This is a genomic window from Mycolicibacterium boenickei, assembly GCF_010731295.1.
In the GTDB taxonomy this organism is placed as follows: domain Bacteria; phylum Actinomycetota; class Actinomycetes; order Mycobacteriales; family Mycobacteriaceae; genus Mycobacterium; species Mycobacterium boenickei.
In genome coordinates this window covers 58,402-77,287 of the sequence record NZ_AP022579.1, presented here as the reverse complement: position 1 = coordinate 77,287, position 18,886 = coordinate 58,402, and the positions used below count along the sequence as shown (strand labels likewise).

General features: G+C 61.6%; 8 protein-coding genes. 5 read left to right on the top strand and 3 right to left on the bottom strand.

Annotation, left to right across the window (positions count from 1 at the left end):
• Window positions 1–39: 39 nt before the first annotated feature.
• Entirely contained in the window at window positions 40–1,104 is a 1,065-nt protein-coding gene (locus G6N57_RS00300) for a DUF3800 domain-containing protein (protein WP_133118357.1), read from the bottom strand.
• 21 nt (window positions 1,105–1,125) lie between these two features.
• Entirely contained in the window at window positions 1,126–2,217 is a 1,092-nt protein-coding gene (locus G6N57_RS00295; RefSeq protein WP_133118356.1) for a type II toxin-antitoxin system HicA family toxin, read from the bottom strand.
• 556 nt (window positions 2,218–2,773) lie between these two features.
• Between G6N57_RS00295 and drmD the strand changes: the two genes are divergently transcribed.
• Genes drmD through drmC form a run of 5 tightly spaced genes read left to right on the top strand, consistent with a single transcriptional unit; the run spans window position 2,774 to window position 16,436 of the window.
• The gene (drmD, locus tag G6N57_RS00290) at window positions 2,774–5,905 is read left to right on the top strand and encodes a DISARM system SNF2-like helicase DrmD (RefSeq protein ID WP_234815769.1); all 3,132 of its coding nucleotides are present in this window, start codon (window positions 2,774–2,776) and stop codon (window positions 5,903–5,905) included.
• Window positions 5,905–9,978 carry a DNA methyltransferase gene (locus G6N57_RS00285; protein WP_077742350.1) on the top strand — a complete coding sequence of 1,358 codons (4,074 nt, stop codon included), beginning with the start codon at window positions 5,905–5,907 and terminating at the stop codon, window positions 9,976–9,978. Before drmD ends, G6N57_RS00285 begins: the two co-directional genes overlap by 1 nt.
• Window positions 9,978–13,691 (top strand): DISARM system helicase DrmA, encoded by a 3,714-nt coding sequence (gene drmA, locus G6N57_RS00280; protein WP_077742349.1) that lies wholly within the window; start codon window positions 9,978–9,980, stop codon window positions 13,689–13,691. Before G6N57_RS00285 ends, drmA begins: the two co-directional genes overlap by 1 nt.
• The gene (gene drmB / locus G6N57_RS00275) at window positions 13,691–15,742 is read left to right on the top strand and encodes an MrfA Zn-binding domain-containing protein (protein WP_077742348.1); all 2,052 of its coding nucleotides are present in this window, start codon (window positions 13,691–13,693) and stop codon (window positions 15,740–15,742) included. The genes drmA and drmB overlap by 1 nt, the downstream gene beginning before the upstream one ends.
• On the top strand, window positions 15,732–16,436 hold the full coding sequence (gene drmC / locus G6N57_RS00270) for a DISARM system phospholipase D-like protein DrmC (RefSeq protein ID WP_077742347.1): 705 nt from the start codon (window positions 15,732–15,734) through the stop codon (window positions 16,434–16,436). Before drmB ends, drmC begins: the two co-directional genes overlap by 11 nt.
• A 294-nt stretch (window positions 16,437–16,730) precedes the next feature.
• Here drmC and G6N57_RS00265 read toward each other — a convergent pair whose 3' ends face one another.
• Window positions 16,731–18,839: a UvrD-helicase domain-containing protein gene (locus G6N57_RS00265; protein ID WP_077742345.1), complete on the bottom strand. Its 2,109-nt coding sequence runs from the start codon at window positions 18,837–18,839 to the stop codon at window positions 16,731–16,733.
• Window positions 18,840–18,886: the final 47 nt, after the last annotated feature.

Genomic DNA, 18,886 nt, shown 5'->3' with positions numbered 1-18,886 from the left:
ATTGGCAGCCAACGCTGCACTGTAAGGGGGGTGATGATTTCACCGCAGAGTCCGTCCATACAGTTGCATCCAACTCGGCACGTCGGCCCACATTGAGTCGGTCACCACGAAATCGCGGATGAGGTCCGCCTCCTCCGGGTGCAGCGTCCCGCCGAGGGCGCTGCGAGCAGCCCACGCGCCTACCCCTGCGACAAGGTCGGCCACTTGTACGCGGGCGTCAGTACGCGAATCCACCTGCTGAAGCGACGCTATCGGCGGCGGGATGCCCATGCCGGGAAATCTAACAGTCGATACCGCCAAGATGTCTTTGACCGCAGCGGGAGTCAACGCCGCGTGGCGATCATGAACGATCTCAATGGGGATGCGATGTACTTGATGCCAGTCTTTGGCCGTACTGACGATCGCGGGCACGATCGGTTCCAGCGTTCCCATGCTAGTTGCGGGGGCGTCCGGCCCGTATCCCGCTAGGTAATGCCTACCCTCCCACAGCCGTTGCATGATGGCGGTAACACTGCGGCGGTTGTTCCTAAGTCGGAGATCATCGATCGTCTGAAGCAACTCAGCCTCAGTCGTTTTCGCGCCTCCCCGCTGTTTGCGACGCACAAACGATACGAAGTCGCCGAGCAGCTTTTGCATACGCCTCTCGCCGAACGCGCGGGGCCCTTCCTGAATCAGCACCTGCGCCATCCGATAGGCCTCCCCGGTACCGTAGATGTCGATGCCCTTCGCGTAGGCATCCTCCTCGATCACCAGGTCGATTACCTTGGCCGCCGCCATGTACCACTTGTCGATCACCAGAAACTTCGCACGGCCCGAGAGGGGTCCGCCTGGCGTGAGCGTATTCAGTAGCGCGGCCCGTCGAGAGGCATTCTGTAGCAGCGTCGTTGATTTCAGTTCAAGGCCCTTGAATTTCACGGCCTCCCGAAGTTCATCGATTAGCTGAGATGCGGTACCTGGGTCGAGGTCTGTGCTGCCATGGGCGAAGATCCGTGAGCTGCCTTCGATCAGATTCTCGCCCTCAGAACCGGATTCGTCGCATGCGATCTGAATCGTTCGGGTGCCTGGCGTCCCGGCCAACGCGGTTGCTGGGGACGGCTTAGTCATTGGCGGCACGTTTCTTCACCGCTAGAACTCCAGATCAGCGAGCCGAATGCCCAGCGCGTTCGCGACGGACTTCAAAACAGGAGGAGATAGTGACTCTCGGTTCACGGGGATCGTAAGCGGTTGCTTTCCAATGAGTTTGAGTCGCACGTGCGATCCCTTGCCGCGGCCTGGGTCCACTTTCCACCCTTGATCTTCCAGATATCGGATGGCCTTTCTGCTGCTTATTGAGGGGAGTGCAGGAGTGAGGCCGATCCAGGGCAGGATCGGCGTCTGGCCTTTCGGAACAAGTACGTGGGTAATGGTTTGGCAGTTAAACAATCCGCGGGACATGTGCGGCGTCAGGTTCCACTCGATGGCCGCGCGCTTGGGTTCGGCCGCACCTTCCTGAACTTGGCTCATCAGAATTCGTTGCGCGTCGTCGAACGTTGGGTTGCGGAGATATCGGCACGCTTCGCGGTAGCTGGGCGGAAGGGTCCGGAACCACTCCGGCAGCATTGCCAGTGTGGCGTCCCGGACAATCTTCGGCACGCCTCGGCGGTAGAGCTGTTCAGTCTTGAAGCGGCGGTACATCTCCGCACACGCAAGTGCCTCTTCGAGTACGCCATCAGATCCTTGCTCGATGAGTGGGATGTAGACCGACTTCGAGTACGGGAGGTAGCGACGGGTGCGCTCCACAACCTCGAATCGGATCGCGAGCGATTCGATCTTGTGGTGGTACGCCTCGTGTAGGTAGAGCACCGACAGTGCTGCGCGCGAAGCCCCGTCGACGTTCTCGGGCACCTCGCGCTCAGGCCTCGGCAATCGATTGAGGATTGCGCCGGCGACGTCGAAGACGGCTGACTCACGAATGTAGATCGCCGAGCCAAGGCCGAAATAATGAATCGGTGTGTACCACGCTAAGGCGTCCAGCACGTCCGGGGGAGGAACCGTGAAACCCGCGCTTGCGCGCCGCTGGATTTCGTCATAGAAGGTCGACCGCCCGTGCCCCCAGTCAAGCGGCACGCCGATGTCGGAGTCGGCTGGGTGGACCTGCGTCCAGTCGGGTTCGTACACATCGGAGTCTTCTGGGTCGCCGGGCCATGGACCCTCGTTATCCAGGTCGACAAGGTCCATCTCAACAAGGGTGTCGACTACTTCAGGAAGTGAGAGAGTGTCAGCCACATGCGAATATTTCCACACTCGTCAAAATGCTCCTGCGGGGACGGTGTGGAAACCCGGACATGTGGTGGAGGCCCAACTACCGTGATGATCCGTGGGGGATCCATCCGCGCTAGAGGCTGACCATCTGTCGCCGGGACAACGGTCGACAATTCGTCGAGCCGTCCAAGGGGCGATCGACGAGCATGGCATCGAATGGGCCATGCGTAACACCTGCGCGCAGCTCGAAGCAAAGTACGGCATCTCCTACGACACCATCGAGTCCCTGGTCCACAACGATCTGCCAGCAGCACTGCCCGAGGATCTACTGACGTCAGGCCAGCGAAACAAGATCCGACGGGACTTCAGCGCTGCGACCTCGGCAGTCGATGCCAATCGCAGACAAAGTGCTGCAGCGCATGCCGTCAAACAATCCGCCGAACATTTCGGAGTGTCTGAGGAGACCATCCGCGCGGTCGTCGGTGCGAACAGCGATACTGATCGGCTCGCCCCACCTACCGGAGGATCACCTGTGTCTGTCGTTGCGCCGCCCTTGCCCGAACCCGGCCAGGTTGTAGAGGTCCGCGGCTCGACTTGGGCGGTCGCCAACGTCCAGGCGCAGGGTCTGCCGCTCAGCCCCGCTGACGATGCTGCCGCGAAGCTCAATCACGTTGTCGACCTGCAGTCGCTCGACGAAGATCGTCTTGGAGAGCAGCTGTCAGTGATTTGGGAGCTCGAGGTCGGTAAAACGGTCACGCCACCGCAGGGACTACCCGAGCACATCAACCCCGAAGGTTTCGACGATCCCGTCACCTTGGCCGGCTTCATCGACGCGATGCGATGGGGCGCGGTAACCTCGGCAGATCCGAACCGCTACCAGGCGCCCTTCTGGTCGGGGGTCACCGTGGAGGCCTACCAACTCGAACCACTGCGCCGCGCACTGACCAGCCCGCGGACAAACCTCCTGCTTGCCGACGACGTCGGCTTGGGCAAGACCATCGAGGCAGGCCTGGTCGTGCAGGAACTCTTTCTACGGCATCGTGCCCGTACCGCGGTGATCGTGTGCCCGCCGAGCTTGGCGCTGAAATGGCAAGACGAGATGCGGGACAAGTTTGGCCTGCAATTCGTCATCGTCAACAGCGAGCTGATGTCTGACGTTCGTCGCACCCACGGCCTGCATGCCAACCCCTTCCAGCTATACCCACGGGTGATCGTGTCCATGGCCTGGCTTCCGCAGGTGCGTTGCCAGCGTCTGCTGCGCGACGTCTACGCCCAGGCCAAAAACCCGAAGCTAGGAAAAAGGTTCGCCTTCGACATGCTCATCGTCGATGAGGCTCACCATGTCGCGCCGTCGAGCCCCTCGACCATCGCTGGCGGGCGCGGCTATTCAGTGGACACCCAGCGGACCGTCGCTGTTCGCCAGCTCGCCGAGACATGCGAGCACCGCCTGTTCTTGAGCGCGACGCCGCACAACGGCTACCCGGAATCGTTCACCGCGCTGATGGAGATGATCGACCCGCGCCGGTTCTCTCGCGGCGCGTTGCTAGACGCCACCGCACTCAAGGACGTGACGGTGCGCCGACTCAAGCGCGATCTCAAAGGCAAAGGATTCAAAGATCGCCAGGTAAACATCCTCGACTTCACGCCCGAGGACAGCGAACAGGAGATGTTCTCCCTGCTCGATGAGATCGTTACCCGCAGCGCCAAGCAGAATGGCACGAAACCGGGCGGCGACATCGTGACCATGCTGCTCAAGAAGCGGTTCCTGTCCAGCCCGTTCGCCTTCGGGATGACGATCAGCCACTACCGCGACACGCGAGCTGGGCGCGGCCTGCGCGACGACGAGTACGACGACATCTTCGGCGAAGGCCAGGCCGACGAGGAAGAAGGTCTGTGGGAGCACGATGAGGCCGAGCGGCTGCGGGAGTCTAAGGCGTCCGATCCGCTGAGCGCTGCCGAGCCCGGTCAGCTGCAGACGCTCGCCGACTGGGGCTTGAGCTACGAAGGCCGACCCGATTCACGACTGGAGCGGTTGCTCACTTTCCTGGATGCAGTGTGCCGGCCCGACGGCACCCACTGGTCCAACGAGCGGGTCGTGGTGTTCACCGAATACGCGCACACACTCGGCTGGCTACAGCGGGTGCTGGTACAGCGCGGCTACGCAGACCGCCTGGCTGTCATTGAAGGCGCGACACCCCCCGAGGACCGGGAATACATCCGATCGCAGTTCACGGCGGACCCGACGGAGGAACCGGTGCGGGTGCTGCTGGCCACCGATGCCGCAGGCGAAGGCATCGACCTACAAACCCACTGCCACCGGCTGGTGAACTTCGACATCCCGTTCAACCCGTCGCGGCTTGAACAGCGGATTGGCCGCATCGACCGCTACGGGCAGGCCGAAACGCCCGAAGTGTTTCATTTCGTGCCCGACGACAAGTCCTCCACTTACGCCGCCGACGCGAACTTCATGGCGCGCATCGCTAAGAAGATCGCCCAGGTCGAGGTGGACCTGGGATCAGCCAACCAGGTGATCGGTGACGAGATCCAAGAGCACTTCGCCCGCCGCGCACCGGCCAAGCGTAAAGCTAAGGGGATCGACGGCAACAAGGTGATCCAGGAAGCGCTGGCCGGCGGAATCGAACTCAACACGCGACTCACCGAGTTGGAGCGCGGATACGACTCGTCGCGCGCCGATCTGCATCTGGAACCGCAGAACCTGCGTCGCGTGGTTGACACAGCATTGCGGATCAACCATCAACTTCCGTTGGAGCCGGTCGGCGACGCCGACACCGACGCCGACGTGTTCGAGATGCCCCCGTTGAGTCCCGCATGGCAAGGCACCTTGAAAGGCTTGGCTACCCGACTGAAACCTGATGTGCTACGGCCAATTACGTTCGACCCGACTGCCGCTGAAGGACGGGCCGATCTGGTGTACGTGCACCTCGGACATCCGATCGTGCAGAAAGCGCAACGGCTACTGCGCCGCTCGCTGTGGAGTGTGGATTCCACCCTCAACCGTGTCACCGCAGCGGTGATCGACGATATGGCTGAGTCGTTCGTGGCTGCCGTGACCCGCATGGTGCTCGTCGGTCGGGGCGGGGTGCGGTTGCACGAGGAAGTGTTCCTCGTCGGTGTGCGGCTAAAGGGCCGGCGCGCTATGGCCGAGGAGAAAGCCGAACACGCCCTCGATCATGCCCTCGACGGCGACCATCTCGCCCTGGCCAGCCGCCGAGTACGCGACGACCTGTGTGATATCTGGAACGCCACGGATGCACCGTTAAGGGCGCGCTTGGAGGAGTCGATGCACGCTCGCGCCGACCGCCGGCACACCCGCGTACTGGAGCAACTAGACAAACGCCGGGCGTCCGATATTCAACGGGCCCGCGACATCTTCGCAGCGTTCCGGGCCAATCTGGGCGAATCGCTGGATCTATTGCGTAGCAAGGAAGCCGAAGCCCAAGCCATGCTCTGGGCCGACGACCAGCAGAAGCAGTGGCGCCGCGACATCGACTCGATGCAGCGCCGTCTCGATGAACTCGACGATGAGGAGGCCCGCGAGATCGCGGCCATCACCGACCGCTACGCCGACGTCAAACCCCACACCACTGCCGCTGCGGTGGTCTTCGCCCTCACACCCGAGGACGCGAAAGGAGGGCTGCGCTGATGGCACCCCGCACACCCCGGCAGCGTTCGACACCCAACGTTTCCGAGCTGCACCGCGCCTGGCTCGAACTCGTCGACACAGACGGCCCGTTCCTAGCGATCGCACCACTCAAGCGGGTATGGCCGCAGGGCATACCGGCCTTGGATGACACCCGCAAAGAAGCACTGCTGTACGCCCGCAAGGACTTCGAAGCCGCATGGGAGACAGCAGATCGCGCCGCCGGCGACGACGGCACGATCGATGACGCGTACCGCATCGCCCGCGACAAATGGGTCGAAACCGTACTGCGCGACGTCGTCGGCTGGGCCGAATCCCTGTCCTGGGGACCCGTCGCCGGCATCACGGCTCAGTCACCCAACCGCGCGGTCACCGTCGGCGCCGAGGCAGCCCTGCTGGACCCCGACGGCGCTATCGGTGCCCTGGTGTCGATGATCGAACCGGTCGATTCATTGCGCCAGGTCCCCAGTGACCTGTGGGCGGCCACCCCGATCGACCGGATGGAAGCGCTGCTGCGCGACAACGGCATCCCGATTGGCATCGTGACCGACGGTCGCTGGTGGGCGCTGGTGTGTGCACGCGCCGGCGCCATGACCGCCTCGGGTGTGGTGGACGCGCTGACCTGGGTGGAGGAGCCCCGTACCCGTGACGCATTCTTTGCGCTGATCTCACGTCAGCACATCATCGGCGGCAAGGCAGACGAGCGGCTCTCGGTACTTTTCGAGGAATCCGTTGCCGCCGCCGAAGAAATCACCGAAGCCCTCGGCGCGCAGGTTCGGCGGGCTGTCGAACTGCTCATCCAGTCGTTCTCTGAATCGGCACGCGATGCCCAACAACGCGGCGAACCCAACCCGCTGCCTGCTGACACTCACCAAAGCTACGAAGCCGCGGTGACGATCATGATGCGAATCGTCTTCTTGCTCTTCGCCGAAGAGCGCGGGCTACTGCCATCAGGAGAGCTGTTTGAGCAGGGCTACGGAATCTCTCGCGAACTAGACCGCTTGCAAGCCCGCGAGGCCGAGGAGAGTGAAGAAGCCCTCGACGCGACCTCGCTCACGTGGCATCGACTGCTCGCGACCAGCCAGGCGCTCTACGGTGGCGCTTCTTTCGAGAACATGCGGGTCCCCGCATACGGCGGCTCGCTGTTTGACCCAGAGCGCTTTCCATTCCTTACTGCACCCACCCCCCATGGGACCCTGGCCGTTGCCGTATCGGACCGGGTAATGTTGCACGCCTTGCGCTCGGTTCAGCAGGCCGTCCTCAAAAAGAACGAAGTACGGCGAATCTCATTCCGAGACATTGACGTCGAACAGATTGGTTACATCTACGAGGGCCTGCTCGGCTACACCGCCGTCACAGTGGATGAGACCTATCTCGGGTTGCAGGGTGCCCGCGGCGAGGAGCCTGAGATCTCGCTGGCCGAGCTGGAGCGGCTTGCGGCGGCTAACGCTGCGCCGAAGAAGCTGGCTGACGCAATTCGCGCACACATCGAAAGCGACCAACCGTCGGCGAAACCCCAATCAGCGGGAGCGATCGTAAAAGGCATCGACGCCAAGGCGGAGCTGGGCGTGATAAGCGGCTTGGTGCAAGCGGTGGGTGACGATCCTAAGCTGCGCGAACGCGTACTGCCCTGGCTTGGCGTCATCCGTCAAGATTTGCGGGGTCGCCCGTTTGTGGTGCTCGCCGGTGGGTTGATGGTCAAGGAGACGCCCTCGCGCAAGAACGCGGGCGCGCACTACACCCCGAAATCGCTGGCGCGTGAAGTCGTCCTGCATGCCTTGCAACCCCTGTGCTACGCACCGGGCCCGTATCAGACCGCTGACGAATCCCAGTGGAAACTGAAGTCGTCTGATGACCTGTTGAGCCTCAAGGTCGCCGACATTGCCTGCGGCTCAGGGGCTTTCCTCGTTTCGGCCGCCAGCTACTTGGCAGACCGCGTGGTTGAAGCATGGTCAGCCGAAGACTCCGACAACGCCCAACGCAGCGACCTGCACCGTCGGGCAATCCGTGAAGTCGTCGCAAACTGCCTCTATGGTGCCGACATCAACGACATGGCCGTTGAAATGTGCAAGCTCTCCCTGTGGCTGGTGTCCCTGGACCGTGACCTGCCGTTCTCGTTCGTCGACGATAAAATTTTTCTTGGTAACTCTCTGCTTGGAATTACCAGCCTGGAGCAACTCCGTAAGCTACATATCGATCCGAAACGTGTACCGCCGGGCGAGATGTTCGACATCTTCGACGTCGATATCGACACCATCCTTAGCAAAGCCGGTGATCTGCGCCGTCAACTGGCATCCGAAGTCATCGAGAACAATCCAGCCCGCAACAGCGCGGCCAAACGCCGGCAGCTCGCTCAATTGCGCTACGCGACGGCATCTTTACGCAAGATTGCCGACGGTGTGGTCGCCGCCGGATTGAGGGTAGGCGGGAAGCCGAGCAAGCCGCTCGACGAGGCTTACGAGACCTTGCGTATCGCTGTCAAAGCCGCCCACCCCGAATCCGGTGAACCAGATTCCACCATGCTCGAAGGCATTATTGACAGCGGTCTCACCCCGACAGTGCCGACTGATTACTCGCGCTGGCAGCCAAACCATTGGGTGATCGAAGCGCCTGACGTGATCCTAGAGCGTGGCGGGTTCGACGCCATAGTCGGGAATCCGCCATTTCTCGGAGGCCAAAAGCTGACCGGTGCAATGGGAACGAACATCCGTGACTGGTTCGTCAATGTACTCGCTGGCGGGGTCAAGGGCAGTGCCGACCAAGTGGCCTACTTCTTCTTGCGCACCCAGGACTTGCTCTCGCCTCACGGTAATCTTGGGTTGATCGCCACGAATACCATTGCCCAGGGTGACACCCGCATAGTCGGGCTCGACAGAATGGTCGACGCAGGTCTCACCATCACCCGTGCCATCCAAAGTAGGTCATGGCCCGTTGCCAGCGCCAACCTCGAATTCGCCGCCGTTTGGGGGACAGCAGGGAAGGTGAGTGATCACGTGGTTCGCATCTGCGACGACGAACCGGTCGGACGCATTACCACGTTGCTAGAGTCGGGTGGCCGCCTCGATGGACCACCTGTTCGACTTGCTGAGAATACGGACACCGCATTCCAAGGCTGCAACATTCTGGGCCTCGGTTTCCTTCTTGAACCCACGGAGGCGCGGGCGTGGATTGCGGCGGACTCGCGCAATTCCGAAGTGCTTTTTCCGTTTCTGAATGGTGAGGATCTAAACACCCGTCCGGATTGTTCGGCCTCCCGTTGGGTCATTGATTTCGATGGCCGCAGTTTAGAAGCCGCTGAGCCTTACCGTCTTCCGTTCGCCCGAGTGTTAGATGCGGTGAAACCTGACCGTCAAAGAAACAACGACCCCCGCGCACGAGAGTACTGGTGGCAGTTCATCCGGCCGCGGCCAGAGATGCGGCGAGCGATCGCCAATCTTGACGAGGTGTTGGTGATCGCGCTTGTCAGCAATACTCTGATGCCGATCCGCGTGCCGACTAACCAAGTTTTCGCAAATAAGCTAGGTGTATTTGCGACTAACTCGCGCTGCGACCAGGCGGTGCTCTCCTCGAGCATTCACCAACTTTGGGCAACGAAGTATGGATCAACAATGCGCGCGGACGTCAATTACTCATTATCCGATGTGTTCGAAACATTCCCTAGGCCAATCGATTCCAACCGGTTGCTGGAAGTCGGGGAATTGATGGACGCGGAACGACGCGGGATTATGGAAGGCCGGCACCTAGGCTTGACGCGTCTCTACAACTTCGTTAACTCTCCGCAGGTTACCGATGGCGCTGATCCCGAGATTGCACGGATGCGAGCTATCCAGGTGGAACTTGACTCCGCTGTTATGGATGCGTACGGGTGGTCGGATGTCCGGCTTGACCATGGTTTTCACAGTTATCGAAAGATTCAGCGCTGGACGGTGAGTCCCGCAGCGCGGGTGGAGATTCTTGACCGGCTGTTGGAGGAGAACCATCGCAGGGCCGCCGAGGAAGCAAAGCAGACACCGCAAACGAAAAGCAAAGGCCGTCGCGGTACGAGCGCACCAGACGAGCAGGGGACACTGCTGTAATGACCAGCGCCACTGAGAAAGCGAAGGAACCGGGCTCGACCTACGACTTGACCTTCGAGCCGGACGGCTCGTCGTTCACGGTTCGAGAGAACTTGGTTGACGTTCTGGAGCGCGAGCTGCTCGGCCCGATTCACGGTCCCGACGAGTTGTTGCCGTTCAGCCCGCGCTCGCAGTATCTGGTCGGGCATATCGCGCCGGTACGCCTCACTGGAGTCACAGCTGGTAGCGCAGACGCGGGTGTAGAGACCGAGCGCGGCGAGTTGGCTGAAGCTCAGGCCGACGAAAGCGCCGCGGCAGAGGGGCGGGGCATTCCGGCGTTCGCCGCCGACGAGGACGAGGCTGATGCCAGCGACGATGACGGTGAGGATCGGGCGCCCAAGCAGGGGTTGATGATTCCCTCGTCGATGGGTCTGCGGTTCCAGGTGCCGCCCGACTTGGAGGCGTTCACTGTTACGGCGTCGTGGGGCACTTACGAGTCGGTGCAGACCGATAAGGTCAGCAAGGCAGGCCGTCCGATCCGCCATTTCCAGCGCATCCCGGTGGAAGAACCCCGAACCGTCCGCCTCGCCGATCTCGATGCCGGCCAAACGGCGACCATCCAGTTGCGCGACACCATCTGTCTTCGGGTGGACCGTTACGACGACGCGACGTACGACCGGGTGCTCGTCGAAATCGCTTTGTGCAACGACCGCGAGACGCCGATGCCGATCCCGATTGGGATGTGGATGTTCCAGACCAAGCTTTACATCGATGCCGGGGGAGCGGAGGTCTTTCTTCCGGTGTGCGATGTCCTTGAACAAGACGTGCCGGAACACGACGCCGAGGTCCAACGCTTAAACCTGCAGTACCGCAACAGACTTGAGTACGCCATCGGTCGGACCTGCTCGGTGGACTGGACTGCCAAAAAGGAATCGCGACGGGCGGCTGCAGTGTGGACCACCTGGCTTCCCGTCGCTGAAACCCCGCAGACCCAGGCGCGCGACGTCGAGAACGCATTGCTATCCATGGATGCCTTGGCATCCGCGAACGCAAAACAAGTCGGCGCAGGACTGCAGCCCCTCATCGCCGGCTACGGAGAATGGCTCGAAAGTCAAGAAGAAGCGATCGCGCAGTTGCCGTCTCATCTTCGCGATACGGCCGACCTGGCACTGGTGGAAGCCCGACGGGCTCATAAGCGACTACAAGGCGGGCTCGACCACGTCGTGGCCGACGCTGAAGCGCTTCGCTGCTTTCAGTTCATGAATGCAGTGATGCGCGATCAGCGCATCGCCTCTCAGGTAGCTGCGTTGCGCGCTTCAGATCCCGTCTTATCGATCGCCGATGCACAGAGCATGGTGGCCGAGGCTGGTGCGAAGGCTGCTTCGTGGCGGCCCTTCCAGTTGGCGTTCATCCTGATGCAACTCGGAGCATTGACGAATCCGGAGACGCAGCTGCGCAGCGCGGAGCACTTGGCACAAGTGGAATTGCTGTTCTTCCCGACCGGTGGTGGAAAGACCGAGGCCTACCTTGGGTTGGCTGCCTACACGTTCGCGATCCGGCGTCGCCAGGGGCTCGTCGAATCGGCCGACGGACTGCTGGACGGCCGCGACGGCGTTGCGGTGCTGATGCGCTACACGCTGCGGCTGCTCACTGCCCAGCAGTTCCAACGCGCCACGGCATTGGTGTGCGCAGCCGAGCTGCTACGCCAAGGTGACCAAAACACATGGGGCAGTGAGCCGTTCCGTATTGGGCTATGGGTCGGTACCGATGTTAGCCCGAAACGCTTCGAGGAAGCGGACGAACAGCTGACGAAGGCCAACGAATACGGCTCGCATCGGCTAACCGTGCTCCAGGTCCAGCGCTGCCCATGGTGTGGCACACCGATCGCTGCCGCGCAGGTCAAAGCCGATGCGACTGCCCGACGCGTGTTTGTCTACTGCGGAGATGACCTCGCGCGTTGCCCGTTCGCTAAAGGCGGGCAGGCCAGTGAGGGCCTGCCGATTCTGACCGTGGACGAGGAGATCTACCGACTGACACCGGCTTTCGTCATCGCCACCGTCGATAAGTTCGCCCGCCTCGCCCGCGAAGGTGAAGCCGCGGCATTGTTCGGCTACGTCGGGCGGCGCTGCGGTCGCCACGGCTACGTCCACCCCGACTATGCGGCGTGCAACATCTCCACTGCGCATCCGGCTGTGGACGGGTATCCCGCGGCCACCGTCCATCCGGTGAACCGGCTGCGACCGCCAGACCTGATCATTCAGGACGAGCTCCACCTAATCACCGGGGCCCTAGGCACCGCCGTTGGCCTGTTCGAGGTCGCGGTGGAGACACTGGCCTCATGGGAGCAAGCCGACGGGAAGCCGGTGCGGCCGCTGATCGTCGCGTCCACCGCCACCGTCCGCAATGCCCAGGAACAGGTGCGCGGCCTCTACGGGCGGCGCCTGGAAATTTTCCCGCCGCAGGTGCTCGATGTCGCCGACACTTACTTCTCCCGCGAAATCCCAATCACCAAATCAACACCCGGCCGAAGGTATATCGGGGTGAGCGCGCAGGGAGTGCGCCTGGCCAGCGCTGAGATTCGCGTCTCCGAAGTATTGCTGTCTGCCGGGCAGCTGCTTTTGGACCGCAGCGGCATCGCTGCCGACCCCTACCTGACACTGGTCGGGTACTTCAATGCCACCCGCGAGCTTGCCGGCATGACCCGCTACATGGGCGATGATGTTCAGAATCGAATCAAGCGCCCCCGCAAAGACTCCGGATTTCCACCCCGCCACGGCGCCGCATTCGGACTGCTGAACACCGGCGAGCTCACCGCACGGATCGCCTCGTCGGAGATCGGCCGCACACTGGACCGGTTGGGATTGGAATTCGACCCTGACTATGACACCACCGAAGCCTTCCAGGCGCGAATGGCAGCACAGCGCGACGGCAAGAAGGTGCACACGCGCAAGGAAGCGCCCTTCGACGTGGTGTTGGCCACCTCGATGCTGCAGGTGGGTGTTGACGTGCAGAGGCTCGGCCTGATGCTCGTCGTCGGTCAGCCCAAGAACACCGCCGAGTACATCCAGGCCTCGTCTCGTGTCGGCCGCGATTCCAAACGCCCCGGTTTGGTTGTGACACTGGGTAACTGGGCACGTCCCCGGGACCTGGCGCATTACGAGCAGTTCCGCCATTACCACGAGACATTCTACTCCCAGGTGGAAGCGTTGTCGGTGACGCCGTACTCGCCGACGTCGCTCGATCGCGGACTTGATGGACTATTGGTCAGCGTGGCCCGCGTGCTGCAGGCGCCACTGGACGACGGACTCTCTGAAGAGCGCAGCGCCTGGAGAATCAAGGAACACCGGGAGGTTGTCGAGCGTGTCGCCGAACGACTGAAAGCGCGGATCTCGGCTGCGGCGCTAGATGAGGTGGCGGTGAAGTACGCCAGCGACCGCTTGGTGAATCGCATCGACCGGTGGGTCGACCGCGCCAGCCGCGCCAGCGACATGCACAGGACGCTGGTCTACGAACGCACGGGGGAAGGAGACAAGTACCTGCCGTTGTTGATGAGTCCCGAGAACGCCAAAGCCGGTGTCGGGTCGTCCAATCAGGCGCCGTTTGTCATTGCGAACTCGATGCGGGAAGTGCAGCCGGAGATCAACATCCTCGTCAGTCCCATCCCCGAGCGCCTGTTCGCGCACGTTCCCGATGGTGCACCACGGTGGACCCTGCCAGTGGGAGATGAGGACTGATGACCGACACCACGCCCGAAGAGGTGATGCTGCACGATCCGGGTGAGGCGCTGGACCCCCTTGCCGATGCCGAAGACGCGGTGGTCAAGAACCGCGCCAAGGTGGGCTCGTCACGGCCCTCGTCGCTGCTGTACACCTACGGTCCGGGCGCGATCATGGACTTGCCCGGCTTTTCGGTCATGCCCGCCGGCCTAGACGATTGGGAGCCCATCTGGAAACGGCGCGAGAAGATTCCGGCGGTCATCGAGCCTCGGCTGCTCAACGTGATTCGGATGCATCTTGGTCCGCAGGTGGACGCGCTGCGGCCCTATCCATGGCAGCCGAAACTGAACTCCTTCGCTAAAGAGGGTGCCGACTTGGGCATCCCGGCCCGCGTGTTCCCGCAGTGGCTACGATGCACCGGCTGCGACTACCTCGGCCCGTTACCTAGATTCAGCTACGTCAACACTCATCCCTTCCGCCCTGACCTGGCACAATTCACTCATAAGAGCTGTCCGGGCCGTGGCGCCCAGCGTGGTGGTGCCAAGACTGGGCGTCGGGAGAGCCCCGCGGTACCTGCGCAGCACCTGCTCACGTGCACCAACGGTCACGTCGACGAGTTTCCGTACGAACTGTGGGTGCATCGGGGCCGGCGGTGCGCCAAAGCAGAGCGGCCCGACCTGAAAATGCGCGACGCCAACCTTGGCAAGAGCGTCGGCTCAATGATCGCGTGCACACAATGTGGGGCTACCCGCGGCATGGCAGAGGCACAGGGCTCCGTAGGCCGCGACAAGCTGCCGCAGACCTGCCGCGGGCGTCACCCGCATTTGAACGCGTTCGACAAGGAATGTGATGCGCGGCCGGCGTTGATCATGATGGGTGCCTCCAATCTGTGGTTCGCCTCCACCCAATCGATCATTGTCATGCCCCGCACCGACGCCGAGAAAGCCGAAGCCCTAGGTGACCTGCTTCGGCTGGAGCTAGGTGCCGACACTCTGAAGCAGTTTGCAGGACAGCTCGACGTGATCCGTGCGATGGCAGACATGAAGAGCATCGATCTGGCTGGTGTCTCTGACGAAAGTCTTTCGACTGCAATCGCCGATGCGCTTACGCCGCCCGAGTCCGACGAGGAGCGCAAAAAGAAGCGAGACGACTGGGATCCGGTGGAACTCCTGATTCCTGAATGGCAGTACTTGCAGAAGCCCGCGCTGTTCCCATCCCAGAAGAACGCTACCGGCCTGATGGTGACCGACATGGCTCGCGGCTCCGCGCTTCCCCCGCAGATCAGTCGCGTGGTCGCCGTCAATCAGATGAAAAAGGTCAACGCCTTCATCGGATTCACGCGGCTCGACGAAATGGACCGGGTGAACGACCTGCCCGGACGGCTGGTCAAATTGACCCGCAATGGCAAACCAACGTGGGTGCCCGCGACCGAAGACCGCGGCGAAGGAATCTTCCTGCAGCTCAACCATGACGCCGTCGAAGCTTGGGAAAACATCGTGTACAAGACGCCGCTGTGGGCAGCGCACCAGGCGGCCAACCGGCGAAACTTCGCTCGGCGATTCTCCGAGACGGCCAAGGCGGTGGATCCCGACACCCGGCTACCTGCACCCCGATACTGGTTGCTGCACACCCTGTCTCACGTGCTGATCCGCGAGATGGCCATGTCATGTGGTTACGGCGCGGCGAGCCTGACCGAGCGGATCTACGGCTGGCCGGCCTCCGCAAACCGCGAAGGAGCTGCCGGCCTATTGATCTGTACCACTGCTTCCGACAGCGAGGGCACCCTCGGCGGACTGGTCGCGCTGTCCGAGCCGTCGCGATTGCAGGGTCTGGTTAGCTCGGCGCTCCGACGAGCGGCCCGGTGCTCGTCGGACCCGGTGTGTGCCATGCGCACTCCCAGCGACCCCGAAGATTTCCTGCATGGGGCGGCTTGCCACTGCTGCACCTTCGCATCGGAGACGTCGTGCGAAAGAGCCAACCGATTCCTCGATCGTCGCTTCCTGCTCACACTGCCCAGCGCGCATGGCAAAGCGGTGCCAGGGTTTTTCGGGAGCCCTGATGTCCGATGACCCTCTGAGACTGCTAGGGGAGTATCTCACCGCGACCGAGGCCGAAAGTCTGGCTGTGCTCATCGACGCCGGTGAGCACATCACTCATGCGCTCGCATCCGTAGGACCGTCTCGCCGCGACCGCGCCGCCGATCTATTGAAATCAAGTGGTATAGGCCATCATTCATCTCAACTGTCAGTAGCAGTGCTGCGTGCCATTGCTGGAGCGAAATCAGCTCACCGTGACGTGGTCCCGGTCTGGACTATGCCGGGAAACGAAGCCACTGTTGGACATCTGACTAACCAGTTCCATGATGTCGTTGCGGGCGCGCGTGTCGCGGTCACGTGTGCGACCTACAACTTCTCTTCAACGTCGCGCATGTGGGACGCGCTCAAAACGGCGTCAGAAGAACCCGACCTCACAGTGTGCATCTATGTCGACGGCGACAAGGGTGACTCGGCCGGTGTCAAAGCACGATTACCGCGCGCGGTTGTCTACCGGTCGGCCACTCTGACCAACGGCAAACCGATCGTCAGCCACACCAAGTTCATCATCGTCGACCACGAGGTCGTGCTGCTCACTAGCGCGAATTTTTCATACAGCGCAGAGAACAGCAATATCGAGTTCGGGTTGCTTATTCACGATGATGGGCTGGCCACATCGATTGAGAAGACGATGTCGAGCAAGCATGGGTCGCTGTACCAGCTCGCTTGACGTTGGTGTTGGGAGTCAGGTGACCTTGTCGGAGCCCGGGAACGTCGTTCTCAGTAGCTCTATAAGATCGCGAGCGATGGTGGCATCGATCTCTATGATTTGACTGGGTTTTGGCACTGACTTGCGCATATCAGAGCCAAGTGTTGCGAGCCGCAAGAGCTTGGTGCCGTCGTCAGCGTAAACAATGCCGTAGGTGCAGTCGACTGCTGTGCGAGGGGGACGGGCGGGTTCATCATCCCGCTTGAGTGATCGAATACGCGCCATAACGACAAACTACCGACTGAGGAACGCCATTCAGGCTCCCTCGGCCGGAAGAAGAGGCGTCAAGAATGAGCTCGGCGGGCCATGCCATGTCACGAGAAGCTCCTCGCGTGCGCGCGTGCAAGCGACGAAGAGCAAGCATCGCTCGCGCTCGACATCCTGATCGTGGGTGAGCGTGTCCTCCTCGGCGGTCGTAACCGCGTTGGCCAGCGGTACGTGTGATGCGCCGACTCCGGCAACCGTCACGCAGCGGAACTCAAGACCTTTCATCCGATGCATCGTGCCGATGCTGACGGCGTCGACATCGGTGCCCCTGGTTTTCGACAGATCGATAGTGGGGATGTCCTCGGCAGCCAGCTGGGTTTCGATCTTCGATGCCATCCACTTCGCGCGAGTAGCAATGCCGATCTCCGACGGCTCGATACCCTTTGCTAGCCAGCCTTTGATGTAGGCCGTGACGAAGCGTGCTTCATCGTCGGCGCTGCCGAGGCCGACAGCTCGGGGATCCATACCGTGTACATAGGATTTACAGCCGGCAATGGAGTCGAGGCCTCCGTCCATATCATCGATGGTCGCGCCACATAACAAGCCCAAGCTCCAGCTAAGGATTTCAGCCGTGGTGCGGTAGTTCAGGTTCAGCTTGCGTGAGCGTCCCGTCACGTTGACGCCAACATCGCGCAAGCTCACGCGGTGATCGTAAATGCGTTGATGAGTGTCGCCCGCAATGAATATGTCGTCCGACGACATAGGTGCGGCGGCGCGGAGGAAACGCCATTGGTCGGGGCTGAGATCCTGCGCCTCGTCAACCACAATGTGGCGGTAGGGTTTCTCGGATTGAGCTTCCAGGATTCGGGTTGCCTCCCGCTGAATGGTTTCGTGTGTCCAGGTGCCCTGTTCAGAAATTGTGTTCTCGAACTGTTGAATGGCCTGCCAGGCTTGGGTCCGCTGCCCTGGGCCTAACGGTCGGCCGCGACCAGTTCGTTTGGCGCCCAGATAACTGTCTGCGGTGTTGATGCGACGGGCTAGCACAACGTGGCGCCACTCCTCCGCCAGGAATGCGTCGGTGAAAGGAAGTCCCAGCTCCTGGATGATCTTCTGCCACAATGCTTTTTCTCGTGGCGCAGTCAGTATCTTGGGTGCACCGTGTTCGCGCCGGAAGATCCGGTACGCCAGCTTGTCTATGTGGCAAACCTCGATGGCACCGCCTCCACTACTGGTGGTCTCGAGCATGTCCACGCCCCACTGCAGCGTGTCGGACAGCGTAGATAGGAAAGTCGTCACCAGAACTTGACCGTCATTGCGCATGGCAAGGTTACGAGCTCGATGCAGGGCCACAACTGTCTTTCCTGTACCTGGGCCCCCCGTGACACGGGCGGGTCCAGTAAACGAAGCTTCGGTGATCGCCAATTGGGTCGGGTGGAGGTAGACCCGCCAAGTAGCGAACGGGTACTCGAAGGCGTTCATGAGGTCATCGGGTCCGTGGACTAGCAACACTCTGTCGCGGCTGCGGAGCACGGCCGCGTCCAGATCGGTTGTGTCCACAGGCTCGCGAAGTATGTCCGCGCCGAGATCGGCCCACACTTCGTCTGGTGTAAATCCGGCAGCTAGCCCGCACAAGACATCCCATTGGATATCTGGCAGGAGCGGTTTTGCTGCCTCGAGCTGTGTGGTCGTAGTTAGTGCGCGGGCGAATTCCAAGGTCTTGTCATCGATTCCAAGTCTGCGCAGATCGGAATCGCGAACTCGTTCGAAGAGGAGCGTTGTGGCAGTTCTGGCAGCCTCGGCGAGGTCGGGCAGTGTCTCCTCAATGCCCAATTCGTCTCGGATTTCGATACCGCCGGTGGCCTGATTGACCGAGATGTTGCTGCGTTGTGCCCACGCATACGCGTCATCGTGGCGCAAGACCTTAAGAAGCGTGAAGACGTCACCTTCCTGGGGTGCCAAGAGAATCCCTCGCCACGATTGATCGATGCGGATGGACCGAAACCGCGGGTTACGGGCTTTGTTGATCTTCTCTAGATGCAGGCCAGTGTGCGTTGCGGCTCCAAACTCGTCGAAAACTTCGGTGACGCGTCGAGCGACCGGCTTCTCCAGCTTGAGGAAGTCCGAGAGGAACCCTTTGTCCATAGCTAGCGACGGCATTGCTCTCTCATTCGTTGTGGTTTGACCGTTTTCTGGTTCCCCGCATG